Source organism: Streptomyces boninensis (genome assembly GCF_048572725.1).
GTDB lineage: Bacteria > Actinomycetota > Actinomycetes > Streptomycetales > Streptomycetaceae > Streptomyces > Streptomyces boninensis.
This window is the reverse complement of sequence record NZ_CP183837.1, coordinates 1,465,072-1,487,747: the sequence shown is the minus strand read 5'-3', so window position 1 is coordinate 1,487,747 and position 22,676 is coordinate 1,465,072. Positions and strand designations below refer to the sequence as shown.

At 69.2% G+C, this 22,676-nt stretch carries 16 protein-coding genes; 8 read left to right on the top strand and 8 right to left on the bottom strand.

Annotation, left to right across the window (positions count from 1 at the left end; translation table 11 throughout):
* Nucleotides 1–246: 246 nt before the first annotated feature.
* On the bottom strand, nucleotides 247–1,188 hold the full coding sequence (locus tag ACNNMR_RS06685; RefSeq protein WP_419993593.1) for a PAC2 family protein: 942 nt from the start codon (nucleotides 1,186–1,188) through the stop codon (nucleotides 247–249).
* A 218-nt stretch (nucleotides 1,189–1,406) separates the two neighbouring features.
* Between ACNNMR_RS06685 and ACNNMR_RS06680 the strand changes: the two genes are divergently transcribed.
* The 3 genes from ACNNMR_RS06680 to ACNNMR_RS06670 are packed head-to-tail and all read left to right on the top strand — an operon-like array spanning nucleotide 1,407 to nucleotide 5,067.
* Nucleotides 1,407–2,450 (top strand): sugar ABC transporter substrate-binding protein, encoded by a 1,044-nt coding sequence (locus tag ACNNMR_RS06680; protein ID WP_419993592.1) that lies wholly within the window; start codon nucleotides 1,407–1,409, stop codon nucleotides 2,448–2,450.
* A gap of 5 nt (nucleotides 2,451–2,455) precedes the next feature.
* Nucleotides 2,456–4,021, top strand: a complete 1,566-nt coding sequence (locus tag ACNNMR_RS06675) for a sugar ABC transporter ATP-binding protein (protein ID WP_419993591.1) — start codon at nucleotides 2,456–2,458, stop codon at nucleotides 4,019–4,021.
* Nucleotides 4,018–5,067, top strand: a complete 1,050-nt coding sequence (locus ACNNMR_RS06670; protein ID WP_419993590.1) for an ABC transporter permease — start codon at nucleotides 4,018–4,020, stop codon at nucleotides 5,065–5,067. The genes ACNNMR_RS06675 and ACNNMR_RS06670 overlap by 4 nt, the downstream gene beginning before the upstream one ends.
* A gap of 634 nt (nucleotides 5,068–5,701) precedes the next feature.
* On the opposite strand, the gene ACNNMR_RS06665 is transcribed toward ACNNMR_RS06670, so the two are convergent.
* The 5 genes from ACNNMR_RS06665 to ACNNMR_RS06645 all read right to left on the bottom strand — a co-directional run bounded on the left by ACNNMR_RS06665 (nucleotide 5,702) and on the right by ACNNMR_RS06645 (nucleotide 11,477).
* Nucleotides 5,702–6,373 carry a FadR/GntR family transcriptional regulator gene (locus ACNNMR_RS06665; RefSeq protein ID WP_419993589.1) on the bottom strand — a complete coding sequence of 224 codons (672 nt, stop codon included), beginning with the start codon at nucleotides 6,371–6,373 and terminating at the stop codon, nucleotides 5,702–5,704.
* 170 nt (nucleotides 6,374–6,543) lie between these two features.
* A complete protein-coding gene (locus tag ACNNMR_RS06660) occupies nucleotides 6,544–8,160 on the bottom strand; it encodes an FAD-dependent oxidoreductase (RefSeq protein ID WP_419993588.1) in 1,617 nt (538 codons plus the stop codon).
* Between the two features lie 6 nt (nucleotides 8,161–8,166).
* Nucleotides 8,167–9,699, bottom strand: coding sequence for a glycerol kinase GlpK (gene glpK / locus ACNNMR_RS06655; protein ID WP_419993587.1), 1,533 nt, complete (start codon nucleotides 9,697–9,699; stop codon nucleotides 8,167–8,169).
* A 52-nt stretch (nucleotides 9,700–9,751) separates the two neighbouring features.
* The gene (locus ACNNMR_RS06650; RefSeq protein ID WP_419993586.1) at nucleotides 9,752–10,540 is read right to left on the bottom strand and encodes an MIP/aquaporin family protein; all 789 of its coding nucleotides are present in this window, start codon (nucleotides 10,538–10,540) and stop codon (nucleotides 9,752–9,754) included.
* A gap of 172 nt (nucleotides 10,541–10,712) precedes the next feature.
* A complete protein-coding gene (locus ACNNMR_RS06645) occupies nucleotides 10,713–11,477 on the bottom strand; it encodes an IclR family transcriptional regulator (protein WP_419993585.1) in 765 nt (254 codons plus the stop codon).
* 192 nt (nucleotides 11,478–11,669) lie between these two features.
* On the opposite strand from ACNNMR_RS06645, the gene metH reads away from it, so the two are divergent.
* The 4 genes from metH (at nucleotide 11,670) to ACNNMR_RS06625 (ending at nucleotide 19,714) form a co-directional block, all read left to right on the top strand.
* Nucleotides 11,670–15,209: a methionine synthase gene (metH, locus tag ACNNMR_RS06640; protein WP_419993584.1), complete on the top strand. Its 3,540-nt coding sequence runs from the start codon at nucleotides 11,670–11,672 to the stop codon at nucleotides 15,207–15,209.
* Between the two features lie 161 nt (nucleotides 15,210–15,370).
* Nucleotides 15,371–16,078 (top strand): HAD family hydrolase, encoded by a 708-nt coding sequence (locus ACNNMR_RS06635; RefSeq protein WP_419993583.1) that lies wholly within the window; start codon nucleotides 15,371–15,373, stop codon nucleotides 16,076–16,078.
* A 359-nt stretch (nucleotides 16,079–16,437) separates the two neighbouring features.
* The gene (locus ACNNMR_RS06630; protein WP_419993582.1) at nucleotides 16,438–18,048 is read left to right on the top strand and encodes an ABC transporter substrate-binding protein; all 1,611 of its coding nucleotides are present in this window, start codon (nucleotides 16,438–16,440) and stop codon (nucleotides 18,046–18,048) included.
* Between the two features lie 55 nt (nucleotides 18,049–18,103).
* Nucleotides 18,104–19,714: an ABC transporter substrate-binding protein gene (locus ACNNMR_RS06625; protein ID WP_419993581.1), complete on the top strand. Its 1,611-nt coding sequence runs from the start codon at nucleotides 18,104–18,106 to the stop codon at nucleotides 19,712–19,714.
* An 18-nt stretch (nucleotides 19,715–19,732) separates the two neighbouring features.
* Here ACNNMR_RS06625 and ACNNMR_RS06620 read toward each other — a convergent pair whose 3' ends face one another.
* Nucleotides 19,733–20,404 carry a response regulator gene (locus ACNNMR_RS06620; protein WP_165236828.1) on the bottom strand — a complete coding sequence of 224 codons (672 nt, stop codon included), beginning with the start codon at nucleotides 20,402–20,404 and terminating at the stop codon, nucleotides 19,733–19,735.
* Nucleotides 20,405–20,422: 18 nt separating this feature from the next.
* The gene (locus ACNNMR_RS06615; RefSeq protein WP_419993580.1) at nucleotides 20,423–21,337 is read right to left on the bottom strand and encodes a RecB family exonuclease; all 915 of its coding nucleotides are present in this window, start codon (nucleotides 21,335–21,337) and stop codon (nucleotides 20,423–20,425) included.
* A gap of 170 nt (nucleotides 21,338–21,507) precedes the next feature.
* Here ACNNMR_RS06615 and ACNNMR_RS06610 point away from each other — a divergent pair, with 170 nt between their 5' ends.
* Complete coding sequence (locus ACNNMR_RS06610; RefSeq protein WP_419993579.1) at nucleotides 21,508–22,629, top strand: site-2 protease family protein; 1,122 nt, start codon at nucleotides 21,508–21,510, stop codon at nucleotides 22,627–22,629.
* The last annotated feature ends 47 nt before the right edge of the window (nucleotides 22,630–22,676 follow it).

Sequence of the window (22,676 nt, the reverse complement as noted above, 5' to 3'; positions counted from 1 at the left end):
GCAGGGGGTGGGCCCCGTTCCGGGAGAGGTGGGCGAGCGGCAGTTCACGCCCACCCGGCGTCCGAGGGCAAGCGCCGTCAGGCGCGGTGCCGCCTCAAGCCCACCCGGCGTCCGAGGGCGAGCGCCGTCAGGCGCGGTGCCGCCTCAAGCCCGTCCGGCGTTTGAGGACGAGCGCCGCAGGCGCGATTCCGCGCGGAGCGCGGCGTTGCACGCTGTCGCACGGAGGAACGGGCGGGTGGGTGGGGGCTACTCGTCCTCTTCCCCGCCGTCGTCCTTTTCCGACGAAGTCGGACCCGTGCCGGGGTCCCGGAAGTACGGGCCCGCCTGCCCCGGCCCCCCATCCCTCCGCCGCAAATACCGCTCGAATTCCCGAGCGATCGCCTCGCCGGAGGCCTCCGGCAGCTCCGCCGTATCCCGCGCCTCCTCCAGGGACTGCACGTACTCCTGGACCTCGCTGTCCTCCGCCGCCAGCTGGTCCACCCCCAGCTGCCACGCCCGCGCGTCCTCCGGGAGCTCGCCCAGCGGAATGCGGACGTCGATCAGGTCCTCCAGACGGTTCAGCAGCGCCAGCGTCGCCTTCGGGTTCGGCGGCTGCGATACGTAGTGCGGCACCGCCGCCCACAGCGACACCGTCGGCACCCCCGCGTGCGTGCACGCCTCCTGGAGCACACCCACGATGCCCGTCGGGCCTTCGTAGCGGGTCTCCTCCAGGTCCATCGTCTCCGCGAGATCCGCGTCCGAGGTCACGCCGCTCACCGGCACCGGCCGGGTGTGCGGCGTATCGCCGAGCAGGGCACCCAGGAGCACCACCATCTCCACGCCCAACTCGTGGGCGAAGCCGAGGAGCTCATTGCAGTACGAGCGCCAGCGCATGCTGGGCTCGATGCCGCGGACGAGCACGAGGTCGCGGGCCTTGCCCTTGCCGTTCGAGTCCTGGATGCGCGCGTACGACAGCCGTGTCGTCGGCCAGGTGATCTTCCGGACGCCGTCCTCGAGGAAGACCGTCGGACGATTCACCTGGAAGTCGTAGTAGTCCTCCGCATCAAGTGCGGCGAACACCTCTCCCTTGAACTCCCGGTCGAGGTGGCCAACGGCAGCCGACGCGGAGTCGCCCGCGTCGTTCCAGCCCTCGAAGGCGCAGATCATGACCGGGTCGACCAGCTCGGGAACCCCCTCCAGCTCGATCACCCAGTGCCTCCCTTTCCGTGCCCAAAACAGCCGCAGCGTGCGGCCCCAGCCTAGAGCCTTCCCCACCCCCGCCCGCATCCCCCGTGCACGCCTCTGGACGTTGACCCGGCACCGCGGATATACATCGGATGAATGTCAGGCCTCCGATGAATCCCCGGCCCCCACGAACCGGCCGGTCCGGCGGAACACCCGACCACCAAGGGGAAGTGAGCCACCCGATGAGAACCCTCCGAAGCACCGCCGCGGCGGGCTGCGCCGTGCTGCTGGCAGTGACGGCGCTGGCGGGCTGCAACCGCGGCAGCGACGACGGCAAGGGCGGCGGCGCGTCCGGCAAGGTCGGCATCGACATGCCGCGTACGGACAGCGACTTCTGGAACTCCTACCGCCAGTACATCGACAAGGGCGTGAAGGACGGCGTCGTATCGGCGCTGCCCGTCACCAACTCCCAGAACGACATCGGCAAGCTGGTCGCCAACGTCCAGACCTTCACCGACCAGGGCGCGAAGGCTGTTGTCATGGCCCCGCAGGACACGGGCGCCATCGCCTCCACCCTCGACCGCCTCGCGGACAAGGACGTCCCGGTGGTCAGCGTCGACACCCGCCCCGACAAGGGCGACGTCTACATGGTCGTACGCGCCAACAACAAGGCGTACGGCACCAAGGCCTGCGACTACCTCGGCAAGCAGCTGAAGGGGAAGGGGAAGGTCGTCGAATTCCAGGGCGACCTCGCCTCGATCAACGGGCGGGAGCGCTCGCAGGCGTTCAAGCAGTGCATGGACGAGAAGTACCCGGACATCAAGGTCTTCGAGCTCGCGACCGAGTGGAAGGGCGACGTCGCCTCCGCGAAGCTGCAGAGCGTCCTCGCCAAGGAGAAGACCATCGACGGCATCTACATGCAGGCGGGCGGCGTCTATCTGCAGCCGACCCTTTCGCTGCTGAAGCAGAAGAAGCTGCTCAAGCCGGCCGGCGAGGACGGCCACATCACGATCGTCTCGAACGACGGCATCCCGCAGGAGTTCGACGCCATCAAGAAGGGCCAGATCGACGCGACGGTCTCGCAGCCGGCCGACCTCTACGCGAAGTACGCGCTGTACTACGCCCAGCAGGCGCTCAAGGGCAAGGAGTTCAAGCCCGGCAAGACCGACCACGGATCGACCATCGTAAAGATCCCGAACGGCCTCGAGGACCAGCTGCCCGCACCACTCGTCACCAAGGACAACGTCGACGACCCGAAGCTCTGGGCCAACCAGCTCGAGAAGTAAGGCAGATGCTGACCATGCACGCAGCAGTACGGGCCGAAGGCGTCGTCAAACGCTTCGGCCCGACCACCGCCCTCGACGGCGTGGACCTCACCGTGCGCCCCGGCGAGGCCCACGCCCTCGTCGGCCGCAACGGCGCGGGCAAGTCCACGCTCGTCTCCGTACTGACGGGGATGGCCCGCCCCGACGCGGGCTCCGTCACCTTCGGCGGCGAGCCCGCCCCGCCGTACGGCGACACCTCCGCCTGGCGGGCGAAGGCCGCCTGCGTCTACCAGAAGTCGATGATCGTCCCGGATCTGACGGTCGCCGAGAACCTGTATCTGGGGCGCTTCCCCGGCACCGGCCCCATCCGCTGGCGCGAGCTGCGCGCCCGCGCGCAGGCGCTGCTCGCCGAGTACGGCGTGGCGGTCGAGCCGGGCGAGCGGGCCAAGGATCTCGGTGTCGAACAGCGGCAGTTCGTGGAGATCGCGCGGGCGCTGTCCTTCGGCGCCCGCCTGATCATCCTCGACGAGCCGACGGCCCGCCTCGACGCCGGCGGCATCGACCGGCTCTTCGCAAAGCTGCGGGAGCTGCAGGACCAGGGCGTGGCGTTCCTGTTCATCTCCCACCACCTCCAGGAGGTCTACGAGCTCTGCGACACCGTCACCGTCTATCGCGACGCGCGGCACATCGTCACGGCGCCGGTCGCCGACCTGCCGAAGGCGGAGCTGGTGGCGGCCATGACCGGCGAGGGCGCGGTGGCCGACGGGGCGGCGGCGGGCGTCGGCCCGCAGGGCGGCCCGTCTCCGGCGGAACTCGAGCCGGTGCTGCGCACGGAGTCGCTGGCGCTGGCGGGTTCGTACGACCCGATCGACCTCGCGGTACGCCCGGGCGAGGTGCTCGGCCTCGCGGGCGCCGCCGCCAGCGGCAACACCGCCATCGGCGAGACGCTCGTCGGCATGCGGGCGCCGGACGGCGGCCGGATCAGCGTGCGGGGGAGCGACGTCCGCACCGGAAGCGTGCCGCATGCGCTGGAGGCCGGCATCGGTTACGTACCGGAGGACCGGCATCGGCAGGGGCTCGTACTCACGCGCAGCGTCGCCGAGAACGCGACGCTCACGGTGGCCGATCAGCTCGGGCCGTACGGGACCGTGCTGCCGTCGCGTACACGGGAATTCGCGCAGGGGATGATCGACTCGCTGGATATCAAGACCTCCGGGCCCGGCCAGGAGGTGTCCGGTCTGTCGGGCGGCAACCAGCAGAAGGTCGTGATCGCGCGGGCGCTCGCGCGCGATCCGGGGGTGCTGGTCGCGATCCGGCCGACCGCGGGGGTCGATGTGAAGTCCAAGGACGCGCTGCTGGGCGTGGTGCGACGGGTGGCCGATTCCGGCGCCGCCGCCGTCATCGTCTCCGACGAGCTGGACGACCTGCGGGTGTGCGACCGGGTGCTGGCGCTGTTCCACGGGCGGACGGTGGCGGAATTCGGGAGTGGCTGGAGCGACCGGGAGCTGGTCGCGGCGATGGAAGGCTTCGAGCCCGGCGGTGCGCCCGGCGGTGCGCGCGGCGCTCAGTCCGGAAAGACGGAGGACTCATGACCGAGACGGCGGACCGCGTGCAGAAGGAGACGGCGGCGAACACGACCGGGCCGCAACTCCGCGTCGCCGGCATGCACTTTGATGTGGACTTCGCGCGCTGGCGAGATTTCTCGCTGGTGCCGGTCATCTTTGTGCTGGGTGTCATCGGTTTCATTGTTTCGCCGGCATTCCTGACCTCGGACAACCTGATCGGGGTGGTGCAGCAGTCCACGGAGCTGGGGCTGCTGGTGCTGGGGGAGGCGCTGATCCTGATCAGCGGGCGGATGGACCTGTCGCTGGAGTCGACGATCGGCGTCGCTCCCGTGATCGCACTGTGGCTGGTGCTGCCGGCGAGTGGGCGTTTCACGGGCCTTGAGCTGCTGCCTTCGTGGATGTCGGTGCCTGTGTGCCTGGCGGTGGGTGGGCTGATCGGGCTCTTGAATGGCTTCTTGATCTTGAAGCTGCGGGTGAATGGCTTTATCGCGACGCTTGGCATGCTCACGATGCTGCGGGGGCTGCATGTGGGCATCTCCGAGGGGCAGTCGATCGTTACGGTGCCGGATTCGTTCGCGTATCTGGGGCGTGCTGATTGGCTCGGGGCGCCGGCGGCTGTGTGGCTGTGTCTGGGGTTGTTCGCCATCGGCGGTGTCGTGCTCGGGTATTTCCGGCACGGGCGGTCGCTCTATGCGATCGGGGGTAATCCGGAGGCTGCGCGGGCAGCGGGCATTCGCGTGGATCGGATTACGTGGGTCGTGCTGTGCGTGGGCGGCATGCTCGCCGCCTTTGCTGGGGTGCTCTATACCGGGCACTACGGGTCGGTGTCGGCCAATCAGGGCAACGGGTGGATCTTCCAGGTCTTCGCTGCGGCTGTGATCGGCGGGATCAGCTTGCGGGGTGGTCGGGGGACGCTGTTCGGTGCGCTTACCGGTGTGCTCACGTTGCAGTTGGTGATCAACGTGATGACGTTGGGTGGGGTGCCTGCGCTTTGGACGCAGTTCATTAACGGGGCGATCATCATTGTGGCGTTGGTGATCTCGCGGTTTGCGAGTGGGGAGAAGCAGGACTGACGGTCTGGGGTGGGGTGGCCTGGCCTGGCCAGGGGTGGTCTGGTCTGGCCTGGGGTGCGGAGGGCTTGGCATCGGATGGTGACGGCCGCGATGCCGTCTTCCGTCGGGGGCGGTGCGAGAAACGGATGGCCTCCTGCGTGGGGAGGCGGGGCGCGTTGGGCTGCCGGGTGGCGGTGTTGGGGGAGGGGGCGCGTGCCTTTGTCGGGGGCGTGCGAGGGGTTGGCGTGCGCTCTTTTTCGTGTGGGTGTGTCTGGGGGCCTGGTGCCTAGGTACGGTGCCTGCCCTCGGGGGGTGCTGCTGGCCAGACCCTCCGCTGTAGGCCCTTAGGTACCCCGGCCCCCGACACACCCACACGAAAAAGAGCGCACGAACGGTGTTCGTGCGCCCCGCCCCAGAGCCGTACGCCCCCTCCCCGTCTTGCAGGCTGTACGCACCCTCCCCGCCCTTGGCTCCGCCGCCTTCCTTCCCGCCCTCGGCTCCGCCGCCCGGCAGCCCAACGTGCCCCGCCTCCCCACTCCCACGCAGGAGGCCATCCGTTTCTCGCACCGAGCTCAAGCGCACGACGGCGGCGCGGCCGTCACTATCCGATGCCAAGCCCCCCGGCCCACCGAACAACCGCACGCAGCGGCTACCGCTAAAGCGTGCGCTTAAGCCACAGCTCCACACCCGCGATATGCACCGTCGACCAAGACCGCGCAGCCTCCGCATCCCCAGCCCGCAGCGCCGCCAAGATCGCCCGATGCTCCGTGAGCGTCCTGCTCACCGCATCCTCCTGCGTCAGGCCGCGCCAGATGCGCGCACGCGCTGTCGGGCCCGACAACCCGTCCAGCAGTGACGACAGCACCGAATTCCCCGACGACCGGACGATCCGCCGGTGGAATTCCAGGTCGCAGGCGACCAGATCCTCCACCGACGGCGCCGGGCCCAGCTCCTCCAGCTCTGCCTCCAGGGCGTCCAGCTCCGCCGTATCAATCCGTGCGCTGGCAAGCGCAGTGGCCGCCGGCTCCAGGATGCGGCGGACGGCCAGGAGTTCCAGGACGGTGTCGTCGCGGTGGAAGTCGACGACGAAGCCCAGGGCTTCCAGCAGGAGCTGGGAGTCGAGGCTGGTGACGTACGTGCCGTCGCCCTGGCGCACGTCGAGGATCCGCATCAGGGCCAGCGCCCGTACCGCTTCGCGCAGCGAATTGCGCGAGAGGCCCAGGTCAGCGGCGAGCTCGGCCTCTTTCGGGAGCCGGTCGCCGGGGCGCAGCGCGCCGGAGACGATCATTCCCTTGATCTTCTCGATCGCCTCATCGGTGACCGCCATGTGCACCCTCCCAGTCCGGTCCCCTCGGACGCCGCCAGACGCTTCTCAGACATCCGATAGACATCCGAGGTCTGCCGCACATTATGGGGTAAGACTGAGGGGAGAGGCGCCCCCGTGGCGCCTCTCCCCTCAGCAGTTTCTGCGGCTCAGCCCAGGACTGAGCCCAGGACTCAGCCCTGGTGGCGGGCCGCCAGCAGCTTCTCGACGCCGTCGCGGACCTCGTCCGTGTCGAGCCCGCGGATGGTCAGCGTCGTACGGCGGCGCAGCACGTCGTCGACCGTCTCCGCCCACTCGTGGTCGCGGGCGTACACCACCTGCGCCCAGATCTCCGGCCCATCCGGGTGGATGCGCTCGCCCAGCGCCGGGTTCTCGTTGACCAGACGGGCGATGTCGAACGACAGCGAGCCGTAGTGCGTGGCGAGGTGCCGCGCCGTGAGCGGGTCCATACGGGCGCCCGGGTCGCGGTCGACCAGCAGCCGGTGCGCCACCGCGTTCGGGTTCGCGATGCCGGGCAGCGGAGTGCGGCGGACCAGGGACTTCACCGGCTCCATGTCGTCGGCGAGGAGGCTGCCGGGGAGGTGGGCGAGCTTGTTCATGACGACGCGGCCGATGTGGCGGTACGTCGTCCACTTGCCGCCCGCGACCGAGAGCATGCCGCCGGCGCCCTCCGTCACGACCGTCTCCCGCTTGGCCTTTTCGACGCCGCCCGGCCCGCCCGGCAGCACGCGCAGGCCCGCGAAGGCGTACGTCATGAGCGAGCGGTCCAGGTCCTCGTCGCGTACCGAGAAGGCGGCTTCATCCAGGATCTGCTGGATGTCCTTCTCCTCGGCGCGGACATCGGCCGGGTCACCGTCGTACACCTCATCGGTGGTGCCCAGCAGCAGCTGGTCCTCCCAAGGCAGCGCGAAGGTGATGCGGAACTTGTCGATCGGGGTGGCCATCGCGGCCTTCCACGGCGACTTGCGCTTGAGGACGATGTGCGCGCCCTTCGACAGCCGGATCGACGGGGCCGCGTTGGCGGACTCCATCTTGCGCAGGTGGTCGACCCACGGCCCGGTTGCGTTGAGCACGACGCGGGCGTTCACGCCGAACTCGGTGCCGTCCATGCGGTCCTTGAGCTCGGCGCCGGAGACCTTGCCGTCGGTGAAGCGGAGCCCGGTGACCTCGGCGTGGTTGAGGACCACGGCACCCGACTCGACCGCCGCGCGGACCGTCATCACGGCCATACGCGAGTCGTTCATCTGGTGGTCGTGGTAGACCGCCACGGCCTTCAGGCCGTCGGTCCGCAGCGCCGGGTTCGCAGCCTGCGCCTTCGAAGGCGACAGCACATGGCCCACACCATCACCGAAGGCCGACAGCGCCGAGTACGCGAAGACGCCCGCGCCCAGCTTGGCGGCGCCGACCGGGCCGCCCTTGTAGACGGGGAGGTAGAAGGTAAGGGGGTTGACCAGGTGCGGGGCCACGTCCTTGGCCAGCACCCGGCGCTCATGGTGGTTCTCCGCGACCAGCTTGACGGACCCGGTCTGCAGGTAGCGCAGGCCGCCGTGGACGAGCTTGGAGGAGGCGGAGGAGGTGGCGCCGGCGAAGTCGCCGGCGTCCACCATCGCCACCCGCAGACCCGACTGCGCGGCATGCCAGGCGACAGAGGTGCCCAGGATTCCGCCGCCGATGACCAGGAGGTCGTACGTCGCACGCGACAGCAGCTCTCTGGTTTCGGCGCGGCCCTGGTTAGGACCGGCAGCCGGGTGCGTCCCTAGGGCAGGGACGGTGCTCTGCGGGGTGCTCATGTCGAACTACTCCTTGCTGTCTTCTTCGATCCAGCCCATGGTCCGCTCGACGGCCTTGAGCCAGCTCTTGTATTCGCGCTTGCGGGTGTCGTCGTCCATCTGCGGCGTCCACTCCGCGGCCCGGCGCCAGTTGGCGCGCAGCGCGTCGGTGTCCGGCCAGAAGCCGACGGCGAGGCCGGCGGCGTAGGCCGCGCCGAGGCAGGTGGTCTCGGCGACCAGGGGGCGCACCACGGGGGCGTCCAGGAAGTCCGAGAGGTTCTGCATCAGCAGGTTGTTGGAGGTCATGCCGCCGTCGACCTTGAGGGCCGTCAGCTCGACGCCGGAGTCCTTCGTCATGGCGTCGACGATCTCGCGGGTCTGCCAGGCCGTGGCCTCCAGCACCGCGCGGGCGAGGTGCGCCTTGGTGACGTAGCGCGTGAGACCCGCGATGACGCCGCGGGCGTCGTCCCGCCAGTACGGGGCGAAGAGGCCCGAGAACGCCGGGACGAAGTACGCGCCGCCGTTGTCCTCGACGGACAGCGCGAGGGTCTCGATCTCGGCAGCCGTCGAGATGAGGCCCATCTGGTCGCGCATCCACTGCACCAGCGAGCCGGTGACGGCGATGGCGCCCTCGAGGGCGTAGACCGGCTTGTTGTCGCCGATCTGGTAGCCGACGGTGGTGAGGAGGCCGTTGTACGAGTTGACCGGCTCGTCGCCGGTGTTCATCAGCAGGAAGGTGCCGGTGCCGTACGTGGACTTGGCCTCGCCCTCCGCGTAACAGGTCTGGCCGAAGAGGGCCGCCTGCTGGTCGCCGAGCGCCGAGGCGACCGGGACGCCCTGCAGGGAGCCGGAGGTGGCCTCGCCGTAGACCTCGGCGGAGGAGCGGATCTCGGGGAGCACCGCGGCCGGCACGCCGATGGAGGCGAGGATCTTCTCGTCCCACGCCATGGTGTGCAGGTTCATCAGGAGGGTGCGGGAGGCGTTGGTGACGTCGGTGACGTGCACGCCGCCGTTGACGCCGCCGGTCAGGTTCCAGATGACCCAGGAGTCCATGGTGCCGAAGAGGATGTCACCGGCCTCGGCGCGCTCGCGCAGGCCGTCGACGTTGTCCAGCAGCCAGCGGATCTTCGGGCCCGCGAAGTACGACGCCAGCGGCAGGCCGGTCTCGCGGCGGAAGCGGTCCTGGCCGACATTGCGGCCCAGCTCGCGGCAGAGCTCGGCGGTGCGGGTGTCCTGCCAGACGATGGCGTTGTGCACCGGCTCGCCGGTGTTCTTGTCCCAGAGCAGGGTGGTCTCGCGCTGGTTGGTGATGCCGATGGCCTTCACGTCGGCGGAGGTGATGCCCGCCTTGCTGACGGCGCCGTCGACGACCTCCTGGACGTTGGTCCAGATCTCCTTGGCGTCGTGCTCGACCCATCCCGGCTTCGGGAAGATCTGCTCGTGCTCCTTCTGGTCGACGGCGACGATGCGGCCGTCCTTGTCGAAGACGATGCAGCGGGAAGAGGTGGTGCCCTGGTCGATCGCGGCAATGAAGGGGCCTGCGGTGTGTGCGTCGGTCACTGTTTCTCCGAAACGTCGTTGTGTCGGGTGCTTAGCCGTATCTCTGCCGCGATCAGGCGAACGCGAGCTGGTAGATGCCGCCCGCGAGCAGGCCGCCGATAAGCGGCCCGGCGACCGGGATCCAGGCGTACGACCAGTCGGAGCCGCCCTTGTTCGGCAGCGGCAGCAGCGAGTGCACGATGCGCGGGCCGAGGTCGCGGACCGGGTTGATGGCGTAGCCGGTCGGGCCGCCGAGCGAGAGGCCGATGGAGACCACGACGAAGGCGGTGATCAGGGCGCCGATGACGCCGAGGCCCTTGCCGTCGGCCGACAGGCCCTGGGTGAGGATGGCGAGCACCAGGACGATGGTGGCGATGATTTCCGTGGCGAGGTTCTGCCAGGTGTTACGGATCTCCGGGCCGGTGGAGAAGACGCCGAGCACGGGGCCCGCGCCCTTCTCCTGGGCCTCCACGGCCTTGAGGTCCTGGGCGCCCGGGCCGCCGACGACCTCGCGGTCGGTGAGGTGGGCGAGGAACTGGCCGTAGTAGGCGATCCAGACCAGCACGGCACCGATCATGGCGCCGATGATCTGGCCGAGGAAGTAGAGCGGGACGTCGCTCCAGTCGTCATCCTTGATGGCGATGCCGACGGTGACGGCCGGGTTCAGGTGGGCGCCGGAGACCGGACCCGAGATGTAGGCGGCGGTCATGACCGCGAAACCCCAGCCGAGCGCGATGGCGACCCAGCCGGCCTCGAAGGCCTTGGACTTTTTGAACGTAACCGCGGCGCACACGCCGCCACCGAGGAGGATCAGCACCGCAGTGCCGATGATCTCGCCAGTGAGAATGTCGGAGCTGGACACCCGCGACTCCTTTGTCTGTCAGATCCAGATGAGTGATATCCGGTCCGCGGACGTCCATCCTACGACTAATGTCGTCAGGCGTTCGACAATGCCGACCGTCGAACGGCAGTTTTCCCCGCTGTAACCGGTGCGTCAAGAGGTGTGTGAGAGGTAACTCACTCGTGAAGATCCACTAGAACCGGTCGGCGCCCAGATCCCTGGCAACGGCGCGCGCACAGTCCCGTACGGCGGCCACCAGATCGGCCCTGAGCTCGCCTTCTGAGCACACGCGTTCCACCGCTCCGGTGAGCCCGACGGCCCCCACCGGCATCCGCCGGCGGTCGTGGATCGGCGCCGCGATCGACGCGACGCCGTCCCACGTCTCCTCCACATCGCCGCCCCAGCCGCGGGCCCGGGTCAGGTTCAGCTCCTGCTCGAAATCCGCCGCTTCGGTGAGCGTGCGCGAGGTCAGCGGCTCCATGCCGACGTCGAGCGCCTCGGCGTGCGCCACCGGGTCGTACGCGGCGAGCACCTTGCCGAGCGCCGTGCAGTGCAGCGGCCGCATGGCCCCTATTTCCAGCACCTGCCGGCTGTCGTCGGGGCGGAAGACGTGGTGCACGATCAGCACGCCCTGCTGGTGCAGCACCCCGAGGAAGACCGCCTCGCCGCTGGAGCGAGCCAGGTCGTCGGTCCAGGGCAGTGCGCGGGCGCGCAGCTCGTGCACGTCGAGGTAGCTGTTGCCCAGGCGCAGCAGCTCGGCGCCCAGCTGGTAGCGGCCGGAGGCCGGCTCCTGCTCCACGAAGCCCTCCTGCTGCAGGGTGCGCAGCAGACCGTGGGCGGTCCCTTTGGCGAGGTCGAGCGCGGAGGCGATCTCGGACAGGCCGAGCCGCCGCTCGCCTCCCGCGAGCAGCCGCAGCACCGCAGCCGCCCGCTCAAGCGACTGGATGGAACGTGCCATCGGTGGAAGCCCTCCCGTGCTCTCAGTACCGGTCGGCAATGCCAAACACTAGCGGGCATTGCCGCCCATGGCGCGCCCGGGAGCAAAACCCGTGCGCTACCCGTCACAGGCGCCGAGTACGCTGGCCGGGTGCGTCGCCCCGCGTGCGGGCCGCGCATAGCCGACAGCCGTCGCACTCCAGGGAGACTCTCCATGGCTTCGCAGCCGACCGTGCCCACGCCAGCCGCCACCGCAGAAGGCGCCCAGCAGGCCCGCGCCACCGCCCTCCGCGAGGCCTTGGCCTCCCGCGTCGTCGTCGCCGACGGCGCCATGGGCACGATGCTCCAGGCGCAGGACCCCACGCTGGAGGACTTCCAGCAGCTGGAGGGGTGCAACGAAGTCCTGAACGCCACCCGCCCGGACATCGTCCGCTCGGTGCACGAGGAGTACTTCGCCGCGGGAGTGGACTGCGTCGGCACCAACACCTTCGGCGCCAACTACTCCGCCCTCGCCGAGTACGACATCGAGCACCGCATCTACGAGCTGTCCGAGTCCGGCGTGCGCATCGCCCGCGAGGCCGCCGACGGCTTTACGGCCAAGGACGGCCGGCTGCGCTGGGTGCTGGGCTCCATGGGCCCCGGCACCAAGCTGCCGACCTTGGGCCACGCCCCGTACACCACCCTCAGGGACGCCTACCAACAGAACGCCGAAGGCATGATCGCCGGCGGCACTGACGCGCTGCTGGTGGAGACCACGCAGGACCTGCTGCAGACGAAGGCCGCCGTGCTGGGCGCCCGGCGCGCGCTGACCGCGACCGGTGCGGATCTGCCGCTGATCGTCTCGGTGACGGTGGAGACGACGGGGACGATGCTGCTCGGCTCGGAGATCGGGGCGGCGCTGACGGCGCTGGAGCCGCTGGGCATCGACCTGATCGGCATGAACTGCGCTACCGGGCCCGCCGAGATGAGCGAGCACCTGCGGTATCTGGCGCGGCATGCGCGGATTCCGCTGACCTGTATGCCGAATGCGGGTCTGCCGGTGCTTGGCAAGGACGGCGCGCACTATCCGCTGACGGCGCGGGAGCTGGCTGACGCGCATGAGTCGTTTGTCAATGAGTACGGGCTGTCGCTGGTCGGCGGTTGCTGCGGTACTACGCCGGAGCATCTGCGGCAGGTCGTGGAGCGGGTCCGCGATCTCAGCCCGGTCGATCGGGAGCCGCAGCCGGAGGCCGGTGCCGCGTCGCTCTATCAGACGGTGCCTTTCCGCCAGGACACCTCGTATCTGGCGATCGGGGAGCGGACGAACGCGAACGGGTCGAAGAAGTTCCGTGAGGCCATGCTGGAGGGCCGCTGGGACGACTGTGTGGAGATGGCGCGCGATCAGATCCGCGAGGGCGCGCACATGCTGGACCTGTGCGTCGACTATGTCGGTCGCGATGGCGTAGAGGACATGAACGAGCTGGCAGGGCGCTTCGCCACCGCCTCGACGCTGCCGATCGTGCTGGACTCCACCGAGGTGCCGGTGATCCAGGCCGGGCTGGAGAAGCTCGGCGGCCGGGCCGTCATCAACTCGGTCAACTACGAGGATGGGGACGGCCCCGACTCGCGCTTCGCGAAGGTCACCAAGCTGGCGCAGGAGCACGGCGCCGCGCTGATCGCTTTGACCATCGATGAGGAGGGGCAGGCCCGTACGGTCGAGCACAAGGTCGCCATTGCCCAGCGGCTGATCGCGGACCTGACCGGGAACTGGGGCATCAACGAGTCCGACATCCTCATCGACTGCCTGACGTTCACGATCTGCACGGGCCAGGAGGAGTCCCGTAAGGACGGCATCGCGACGATCGAGGCGATCCGGCAGCTGAAGAAGCGGCACCCGGACGTGCAGACCACTCTCGGCCTGTCGAACATCTCCTTCGGCCTGAACCCGGCCGCCCGCATCGTGCTGAACTCCGTGTTCCTGGACGAGTGCGTCAAGGCTGGCCTGGACTCGGCGATCGTGCACGCCTCGAAGATCCTGCCGATCGCGCGTTTCGATGAGGAGCAGGTGACCGCCGCCCTCGACCTGATCTACGACCGGCGCAGCGAGGGCTACGACCCGCTGCAGAAGCTGATGGAGCTGTTCGAGGGCGCCACCGCCAAGTCGCTGCGGGCCTCGAAGGCGGAGGAGCTGGCCGCGCTGCCGCTGGACGAGCGGTTGCAGCGCAGGATCATCGACGGCGAGAAGAACGGCCTCGAAGCCGACCTCGACGAGGCCCTGGCCGAGCGGGCGGCGCTGGACATTGTCAACGACACGCTGCTGGCCGGGATGAAGGTGGTCGGTGAGCTGTTCGGTTCCGGGCAGATGCAGCTGCCGTTCGTGCTGCAGTCCGCCGAGGTGATGAAGACCGCCGTCGCGTACCTCGAGCCGCACATGGAGAAGATCGAGGGCGACGAGGGCAAGGGCACGATCGTGCTGGCCACGGTCCGCGGCGACGTCCACGACATCGGCAAGAACCTGGTCGACATCATCCTGTCCAACAACGGCTACAACGTCGTCAACCTCGGCATCAAGCAGCCGGTGAGCGCGATCCTGGACGCCGCGGCCGAGCACCGGGCGGATGTGATCGGCATGTCCGGGCTGCTGGTGAAGTCCACGGTGATCATGAAGGAGAACCTGGAGGAGCTCAACCAGCGCAAGCTGGCTGCCGACTTCCCGGTCATCCTCGGTGGGGCGGCGCTGACCCGCGCGTACGTGGAGCAGGACCTGCACGAGATCTACGAGGGCGAGGTCCGCTACGCGCGCGATGCCTTCGAGGGGCTGCGGCTGATGGACGCGCTGATCGCCGTCAAGCGCGGCGTGCCCGGCGCGGTGCTGCCGGAGCTGAAGCAGCGGCGGGTGCCGAAGAAGGCGACCGCTGCGGTGCCGGCGGCCGGCGAGGACGAGGGCCCGGTCCGCTCGGATGTCGCGGTCGACAACCCGGTCCCGGAGCCGCCGTTCTGGGGCACCCGGGTCTCCAAGGGCATCCAGCTCAAGGAGTACGCGTCCTGGCTGGACGAGGGCGCGCTGTTCAAGGGCCAGTGGGGGCTGAAGGAGAACCGCAAGGGCGACGGCCCCTCGTATCAGGAACTGGTGGAGACCGAGGGACGGCCGCGGCTCCGCGCTCTGCTGGACGAGCTGCACACCAAGAACCTGCTCGAGGCCGGGGTCGTACACGGCTACTTCCCCTGCGTCTCCAAGGGCGAGGACCTGATCGTCCTGCACGAGGACGGCTCGGAGCGCACCCGCTTCACCTTCCCGCGCCAGCGCCGCGGCCGCCGCCTGTGCCTGGCGGACTTCTTCCGCCCCGAGGACTCGGGGGAGACGGATGTGATCGGCTTCCAGGTCGTCACGGTCGGCTCCCGGATCGGCGAGGAGACCGCGAAGCTCTTCGAGTCGAACTCGTACCGCGACTACCTGGAGCTGCACGGCCTGTCCGTCCAGCTGGCGGAGGCCCTCGCGGAGTACTGGCACGCCCGCGTCCGCGCCGAGCTCGGCTTCGCGGGGGAGGACCCGGCGGAGATGGCGGGCATGTTCGACCTGAAGTACCGAGGCGCCCGCTTCTCACTGGGCTACGGCGCCTGCCCCGACCTGGAGGACCGCGCCAAGATCGCCGCACTGCTGGAGCCGGAGCGCATCGGCGTAAAGCTGAGCGAGGAGTTCCAGCTCCACCCGGAGCAGTCGACGGACGCCATCGTCATCCACCACCCGGAAGCGAAGTACTTCAACGCCCGCTGACCGTGCCCACCCACCCGCCCGTTGCTGTGTGAGAGCAACGGGCGGGTGGGTACCACATCTCACACGGCGCTCCCCGAGCGCCCGTCGTACACTTGTCGGTCCAGTATCAGGCCGGTCGCCCCAGGCGACCGGCCTTCGCGCCCCTTGTGGGAGGTGGACGGATGACAAGCAGCATCCCGGCGGTCGACACCCGTTCGGCGGCAGGCGCAGGACTTGAGGCCGTGCTGCTGGACATGGACGGCACCCTCGTCGACACCGAGGGCTTCTGGTGGGACGCCGAGTCCGAGGTCTTCGCCGACCTCGGCTACGTGCTCGGCGACGAGCATCGCGAGGTCGTCGTCGGCGGCCCTATGTCGCGCAGCGCCGCGTACCTCATCGAGGCCACCGGTGCCGACATCGCCCTGCCCGAGCTGACGGTCCTGCTCAACGACAGGTTCGAGCACCGCATCGGCCGCGGCGTAGAGCTGATGCCCGGCGCCCGCCGGCTGCTGAAGGAGCTCACCGCGCACGGCATCCCCACCGCGCTGGTCTCCGCCTCGCACCGCCGCATCATCGACCGGATGCTGCACTCCCTCGGCGCCGAGAACTTCCGCCTCACCGTCGCCGGCGACGACGCCGGCCTTACCCGTACGAAGCCGCACCCCGACCCGTACCTGATGGCCGCCGCCGGACTCGGCGTGGATCCGGCCCGCTGCGCCGTGGTGGAGGACACCGTGACCGGCGTCGCGGCCGCCGAGGCCGCCGGGTGCCGGGTGGTCGCGGTGCCGTCCGTGGTGCCGATCGAGCCGGCCGCCGGGCGGCATGTCGTGCGTTCCCTCGAAGAAGTCGATCTGCCTTTTCTGCGCTCCGTGATCAAGCACATGCACTGAGAATTCACCGGCCCCGCCGACACCGCTTCCGCACCGCTTCAACAATTAGTCGTAGGCCGCCGGAAGGCCGCCGGATGGCTGAATTCCGGCCCTCTGGCACCTTGTTGACAAAGTGAGCTTCGTCACTTGCGAAGGGGTCGACAGGCGTGGTCGGCTATGCTCCTGCGCCGCGCGCGAGGGTGCTGGAGCCTGCCTTGTGTCCCGTTTGGTCCCATCCGCGAGGATGATTCCGCGGGTGGGATATCGCAGCGCTATCGCGTGTATTCGGGGAGTGATTTCCTCCAAGTTCACTGCGGCGTATTGCGCCTTCAGAGGCGCACTAAGGTCTGCGGGGAACTTGATGAGGGAGAAAGCCGACGATGATCCGTAAGACGCTGGTGGTGCCCGCTGCACTGATCGGACTTCTTGCCCCTGTGCTCGCCGCATGCGGCGACGACAGCGGCTCCGACAGCGAGGGCGACGCCATCCGCGTGGGCACCACGGACGGCCTGCAGGTGTCCAAGGAAGCGCCCGCGCCGCTGGACCCGGTCGCGGCGTACGACATCAACACCTGGAACGTGCTGCAGAACACCTTCCAGACGCTGATGCGGATGCCCCGCACCGGTACGGAGCCGGAGCCGGACGCGGCGCAGAGCTGCGAGTTCAGCGACAAGGAGAGCGCGCAGTACCGCTGCACCCTGCGCGACGGGCTGAAGTTCTCGAACGGGCACGACCTCACCTCCGAGGACGTGAAGTTCTCCTTCGACCGGATGCTCGGCATCCACTACGAGAACGGCCCGTACGGCCTGCTCACCAACATCGACAAGGTCGAGACCCCCGGCGAGAAGGAGGTCGTCTTCCACCTGAAGTCCCCGGACGCCACCTTCCCGTCGAAGCTCGCCACCGCCGCGGCAGCCATCGTCGACAAGGATGAATATCCGGCCAAGGGCCTCTACAAGGGCCTGAAGATCGTCGGCTCCGGCCCGTACGCCCTCGACGTGCAGACCAAGGACGGCCAGGCCGTGAAGTCGGTCTACACCCGTAACAAGCACTACAAGGGCGCCCTGAAGATCCAGAACGACAAGGTCGAGGTCAGCTACTACAAGACCGGCGTCGCGATGGAGAAGGCCCTCAAGGGCGACCGCATCGACCTGATGAGCCGCAGCCTCAGCCCCGACCAGGTCACCCGGCTGCGGGTGCGCGCGCCGAAGAACATCAAGTTCGTCGAGCAGGGCGGCCAGGAAATCCGCTACCTCGGCTTCAACACCAACGACCCCGCGGTGAAGAACAAGGCGGTCCGCCGCGCCATCGCGCAGGTCGTCGACCGCGACCAGCTCACCCGCGAGGTCTACCAGCGCACCGCCGAGTCGCTGTACTCCCTCGTCCCGCGCGGCATGGGCGGTCACTCCACCGCCTTCTACGACGTGTACAACGACCCGGACCCGAAGAAGGCCCGCGACATCCTCCGCGGCGCCGGGATCACCAAGCCGGTCAAGATCACCCTGCACTACACGACCGACCACTACGGCACGGCGACCAAGCAGGAGTTCGAGGCGCTGAAGAAGCAGCTCAACGACTCCGGGCTGTTCGACGCCAAGGCCGAGGGCGCGCCGTGGAGCAAGTACAACCCGGCGGCCAAGCGCGGGGACTACGCCGTCTACGGCATGGGCTGGTTCCCCGACTTCGCCGACCCCGACAACTACTCGGCCCCGTTCTTCGGCAAGGACAACTTCATGGGTGCGGGCGCTCCGTACCGCAACTCGACCATCGACAGCCTGATCTCCAGAACCCGCCAGCAGGAGCAGCGGGAGCGCACCACCAAGGACTTCGAGAAGGTCCAGGAGATCATGGCCGCCGACGTGCCGATCCTGCCGCTCTGGCAGGGCAAGCAGTACGTCGCTGCCCGCGACAACATCACCGGCGTTGAGTGGGCACTGAACGCGTCGTCGACGCTGCAGATGTGGGAACTCCGCCGCGGCATCGGTGAGTGACGCCGGCCCCGACCGGGCCGGTGGGACACGACAACACGCAAGGGGAAACACGCACGTGATCAAACGTTTGCCGCGCCTCGCCGCCCCCGCCGGCGCGACACTCGCGATAGCACTGCTCGCCACCGGCTGCGGCTCCGACTCCGGCGCGGCCGCCGGATCCGGCGACAAGGTCGTCATGGGAATGACCGACGAGATCACCGCCATCGACCCGGCCTCCGGCTACGACGTCGGCTCCTGGCTGGTGTTCAACAACGTCTTCCAGTCGCTGCTCAGCTTCCCCAGCGGCGGCACCGAGCCGCGCCCGGAGGCCGCCAAGTCCTGCAACTTCGAGGGCTCCGGCAGCAAGGTCTTCACCTGCAAGCTCAGGGACGGCCTGAAGTTCTCCAACGGCAACGAGCTCACCTCGAAGGACGTCAAGTACTCCTTCGACCGCACGCTGCGCATCCAGGACGAGGGCGGCCCCGCGGTGGCCATGCTCGCGTCCATCGGCAAGGTGGAGACGCCGGACAAGAAGACCGTCACCTTCAAGCTGAAGTACGCCGACGCCACCTTCCCCATGAAGATCGCGTCCGGTGCGGGCTCCATCGTCGACCACACCGAATACCCGGCCGACAAGCTCCGCAAGGACGGCAAGGCCGTCGGCTCCGGCGTCTACAAGCTCGACAAGTACGGCAAGAGCGAGGCCGTCTTCTCGGTCAACCCGGACTACAAGGGCACCGCCGAGGTGCGTAACTCCGGCATGACGCTGAAGCTCTTCCACAACGACACCGGCAAGCTGAAGAGCGCCCTGGAGAGCGGCGACCTCGACCTGGCCTACCGCGGCCTGGCCATGAAGGACATCGCCGACCTGCAGGCCAAGCAGCTCGGCGGCGACGGCGACCAGAAGATCAACGTCGTCGAGGGCACGGGCGCCGAGGTCCAGCACCTCGTCTTCAACATGGACGACCCGGTCGGCGGCGACCCGGCCGTCCGCAAGGCCATGGCGTACCTCATCGACCGCAGCGCCCTCGTCCGTGACGTCTACGAGCGCACCGCCGAGCCGCTGTACTCGATCGTCCCGGCGGGTGTGGCCGGGCACAACACCGCGTTCTACGACACGTACGGCGGCCGCCCCGACGTCGCCAAGGCCAAGCAGGCGCTGCGGGCCGGCGGGCGCGAAGGCAAGGTCAAGGTCACCCTGTACGCCCCGCCGGAGCGCTTCGGCCCCGGCACCGTGCCGTCGTTCAAGCTGATCGCCAAGCAGCTCAACGCCAGCGGGCTCTTCGACGCCGACATGAAGACGGTGCCGCTCGCGCAGTGGGACAAGTCCGTGAAGGACGGCAAGTTCGGCGTGTACGTGCGCGGCTGGGTGCCGGACTATCCGGATCCGGACAACTTCACCTCGCCGTTCTTCGGCAAGGACAACGTCCTGGGCAACAACTACGACCCGGGTGAGATCACCGGCAGCCTGATCCCGCAGACCGCGGCGCAGCCGGACCGCGGCAGCACGGTCGGCGACTTCGGCAAGGTGCAGGACAAGGTGGCCGCCGACCTGCCCGTCATCCCGCTGTGGCAGGGCAAGCAGTACGCGGTCGCCAAGGAGAACATCCTCGGCCTGGAGAACACGATCGACGCCTCCACGGTCTTCCGCTTCTGGGAGATCGAGAAGGGCGAGGACGACGAGTAGGCGCGGAGCGCCCGGGGGCTACTGAGCCCCCGGGCGCACCAGCCCGCTTTCGTACGCGTACACCGCCGCCTGCACCCGGTCGCGCAGGCCCAGCTTCGTCAGTACGTGCCCCACGTGCGTCTTCACGGTGGTCTCGCTGACGAACAGATCGGCCGCGATCTCCGCATTGGACAGCCCGCGCGCCACCAGCTTCAGCACCTCCACCTCGCGCTCGGTGAGGGTGTGCAGCGTGTCCGGAACCTGCTCCTCGCCCGACGGCAGCTTCCCGGCGTACTTGTCGAGCAGCCGCCGCGTGATCGATGGCGCCAGCATCGCCTCGCCGGCCGCCACCACCCGGATGGCCTGCACCAGCTCCGCCGCCGGGGCGTCCTTCAGCAGGAAGCCGCTGGCGCCCGCGCGCAGCGCCTCGACCACATACTCATCGAGATCGAATGTGGTCAGCACCAGCACCTTCGCCGGGCCGTCCTTCGCCGGCCCGGTGATCTGCCGGGTCGCCTCCACGCCGTCCATCCGCGGCATCCGGATGTCCATCAGGACCACGTCGGGCTGCAGCGCCCGCACCTGGTCCAGCGCCTGCAGCCCGTCGCCGGCCTCGCCCACCACGGCGATGTCCTGCTCGGCTTCGAGGATCATGCGGAAGCCGGTGCGCAGCAGCGGCTGGTCGTCGACGAGCAGAACCCGAATGGCCACGAGAAGCTCCTTAACGCTTTACGTGCCGCCCATTCTGCCCTGGCCACCCTCGCCGGACTCGGCCGGGCGCGGCTGGGGCACCGCGAGGTCCACCGGATACGGCGGCGGGGTGCCTCCGTACTCCGGGCAGAACTCCTGGAAGTCGCACCAGTCGCACAGCTTCGACGGCTTGGCGCGCCACTCGCCGGCCGCCATGGCCTGCTCAATGGCCTGCCACAGCGCCAGCACCTTGCGCTCAACGCCCAGCAGATCGCGCTCGTCCGGGTCGTACGTCAGCACATCGCCGCTGCCCAGATAGACCAGCTGCAGCCGGCGCGGCACCACGCCCTTCAGCCGCCAGAGCACCAGGGCGTAGAACTTCATCTGGAACAGGGCGCCCGACGCGTACTGCTCCGGCGGGGCCTTTCCCGTCTTGTAGTCGACCACCCGCACCTCGCCGGTGGGCGCCACGTCGATCCGGTCGATGACGCCGCGCAGCCTGAGCCCCGACTCCAGCTCCGTCTCCACCCACCACTCGCGCTCGGCCGGTTCAAGACGCGCCGGGTCCTCCAGCGTGAACCACCGCTCGACCAGCGCCTCCGCCTCGGCCAGCCACGCCGCCAGCTGCTCCGCCTCGTCGGCGCCGGCGAACAGCTCCCGCAGCGCGGGCTTGTCCGCGAGCATCCGCTCCCACTGCGGCCGCACCATGCCGCGGGCCCGCGGCGCGGTCCGCTCCGCGGCGGGGTCGTCGAAGAGCCGCTCCAGCACGGAGTGCACAAGGGTGCCCTTGGTGGCGGCCGGGCGCGGCTTCTCCGGCAGCCGGTCGATCACCCGGAAGCGATACAGCAGCGGGCACGTCATGAAATCGCTCGCCCGGGAGGGCGACAGCGACGGCGCGGCCGGTCCCGGCGCGGGCCGTTCCGGGTGATCCTCGGTGCCGGTGCGGGTACTCATGGTGTACGACCCTACGGCCCGCCACCGACAGCCGCGGCATACCATCGACGGCAGGCGCTGGAATGCGGGGCGCCGTACGGGGCTGACTGTTCAGGGGAAAGCACGAGGGGAGACCAGTGGCCGAGGACCGCAAGGAGAGCCGCCCGGCAGAGCGAGGAGGCGGCATCCTCATGGGACGTCCCTTCGGGGTGCCGGTTTACGTGGCGCCCAGCTGGTTCCTCGTGGCGGCGCTCATCACCTGGGTCTTCGGCGGCCAGCTGGAGCGGGTGCTGCCGGGCATCGGCGGGGTCCGCTATCTCGTGGCGCTGTTCTTCGCGGTCGCCTTCTACGCGTCTGTGCTGGTGCACGAGCTGGCCCACACGATTGTCGCGCTGCGCTACAAGCTGCCGGTGCGGCGCATTCAGCTGCAGTTCTTCGGCGGCGTATCGGAGATCGAGAAGGAGTCGGAGACGCCGGGGCGGGAGTTCTGGCTGGCCTTCGCGGGGCCGCTGCTGTCTCTGGTCCTGTCCGGTGTCTTCTACGGCGGGCTGCAACTGGTCGAGCCGCGCACGATCCCCGCGGTGCTGCTGGCCGGGCTGATGGTCTCCAACCTGATCGTCGCCGTCTTCAACCTGCTGCCCGGGCTGCCGCTGGACGGCGGGCGGATGCTGCGCGCCGTCATCTGGAAGGTGACCGGCAAGCCGATGACCGGGACGGTCGCCGCCGCCTGGGTCGGGCGCGCGCTGGCGCTCGCCGTACTGATCGGGCTGCCGCTGCTCACCCGCTCCCGCGGCGGCGACGACATCTCCAGCGCGGATTCGATCACCGACGCGCTGCTCGGCGCCATCCTCGCCGCGATCATCTGGACCGGCGCGGGCAACAGCCTCCGCATGGCCCGCCTCCGCGAGCGCCTCCCAGACCTCCGCGCCCGCGTCCTCACCCGCCGCGCCGCCCCCGTAACGTCCGACACCCCGCTCTCGGAGGCGCTGCGCCGCGCCAACGACGCGGGCGCGCGGGCGCTGGTCGTGGTGGACGGCGCCGGAACCCCGACGGGCGTGGTCCGGGAAGCCGCCATCGCCGAGATCCCCTCGCACCGCCGCCCATGGGTGGCCGTCTCGGGCCTCACCCAGGACCTGAAGGACGGCATGCGCGTGTCAGCGGAGCTGACGGGCGAGGAGCTCCTGGAACACATGCGCGCCTCGCCGGCGACGGAGTATCTGGTGGTGGAGGAGACGGGCGAGATCTACGGGGTGCTGTCGACGGCGGACGTTGAAAAGGCATTCGTCCAGGCCATGGCCCGACAGCCGCAATAGCAGCCACTCCGTGGGAGGGCGTCCCGCAAGGCGGGCCTGTGGCACGT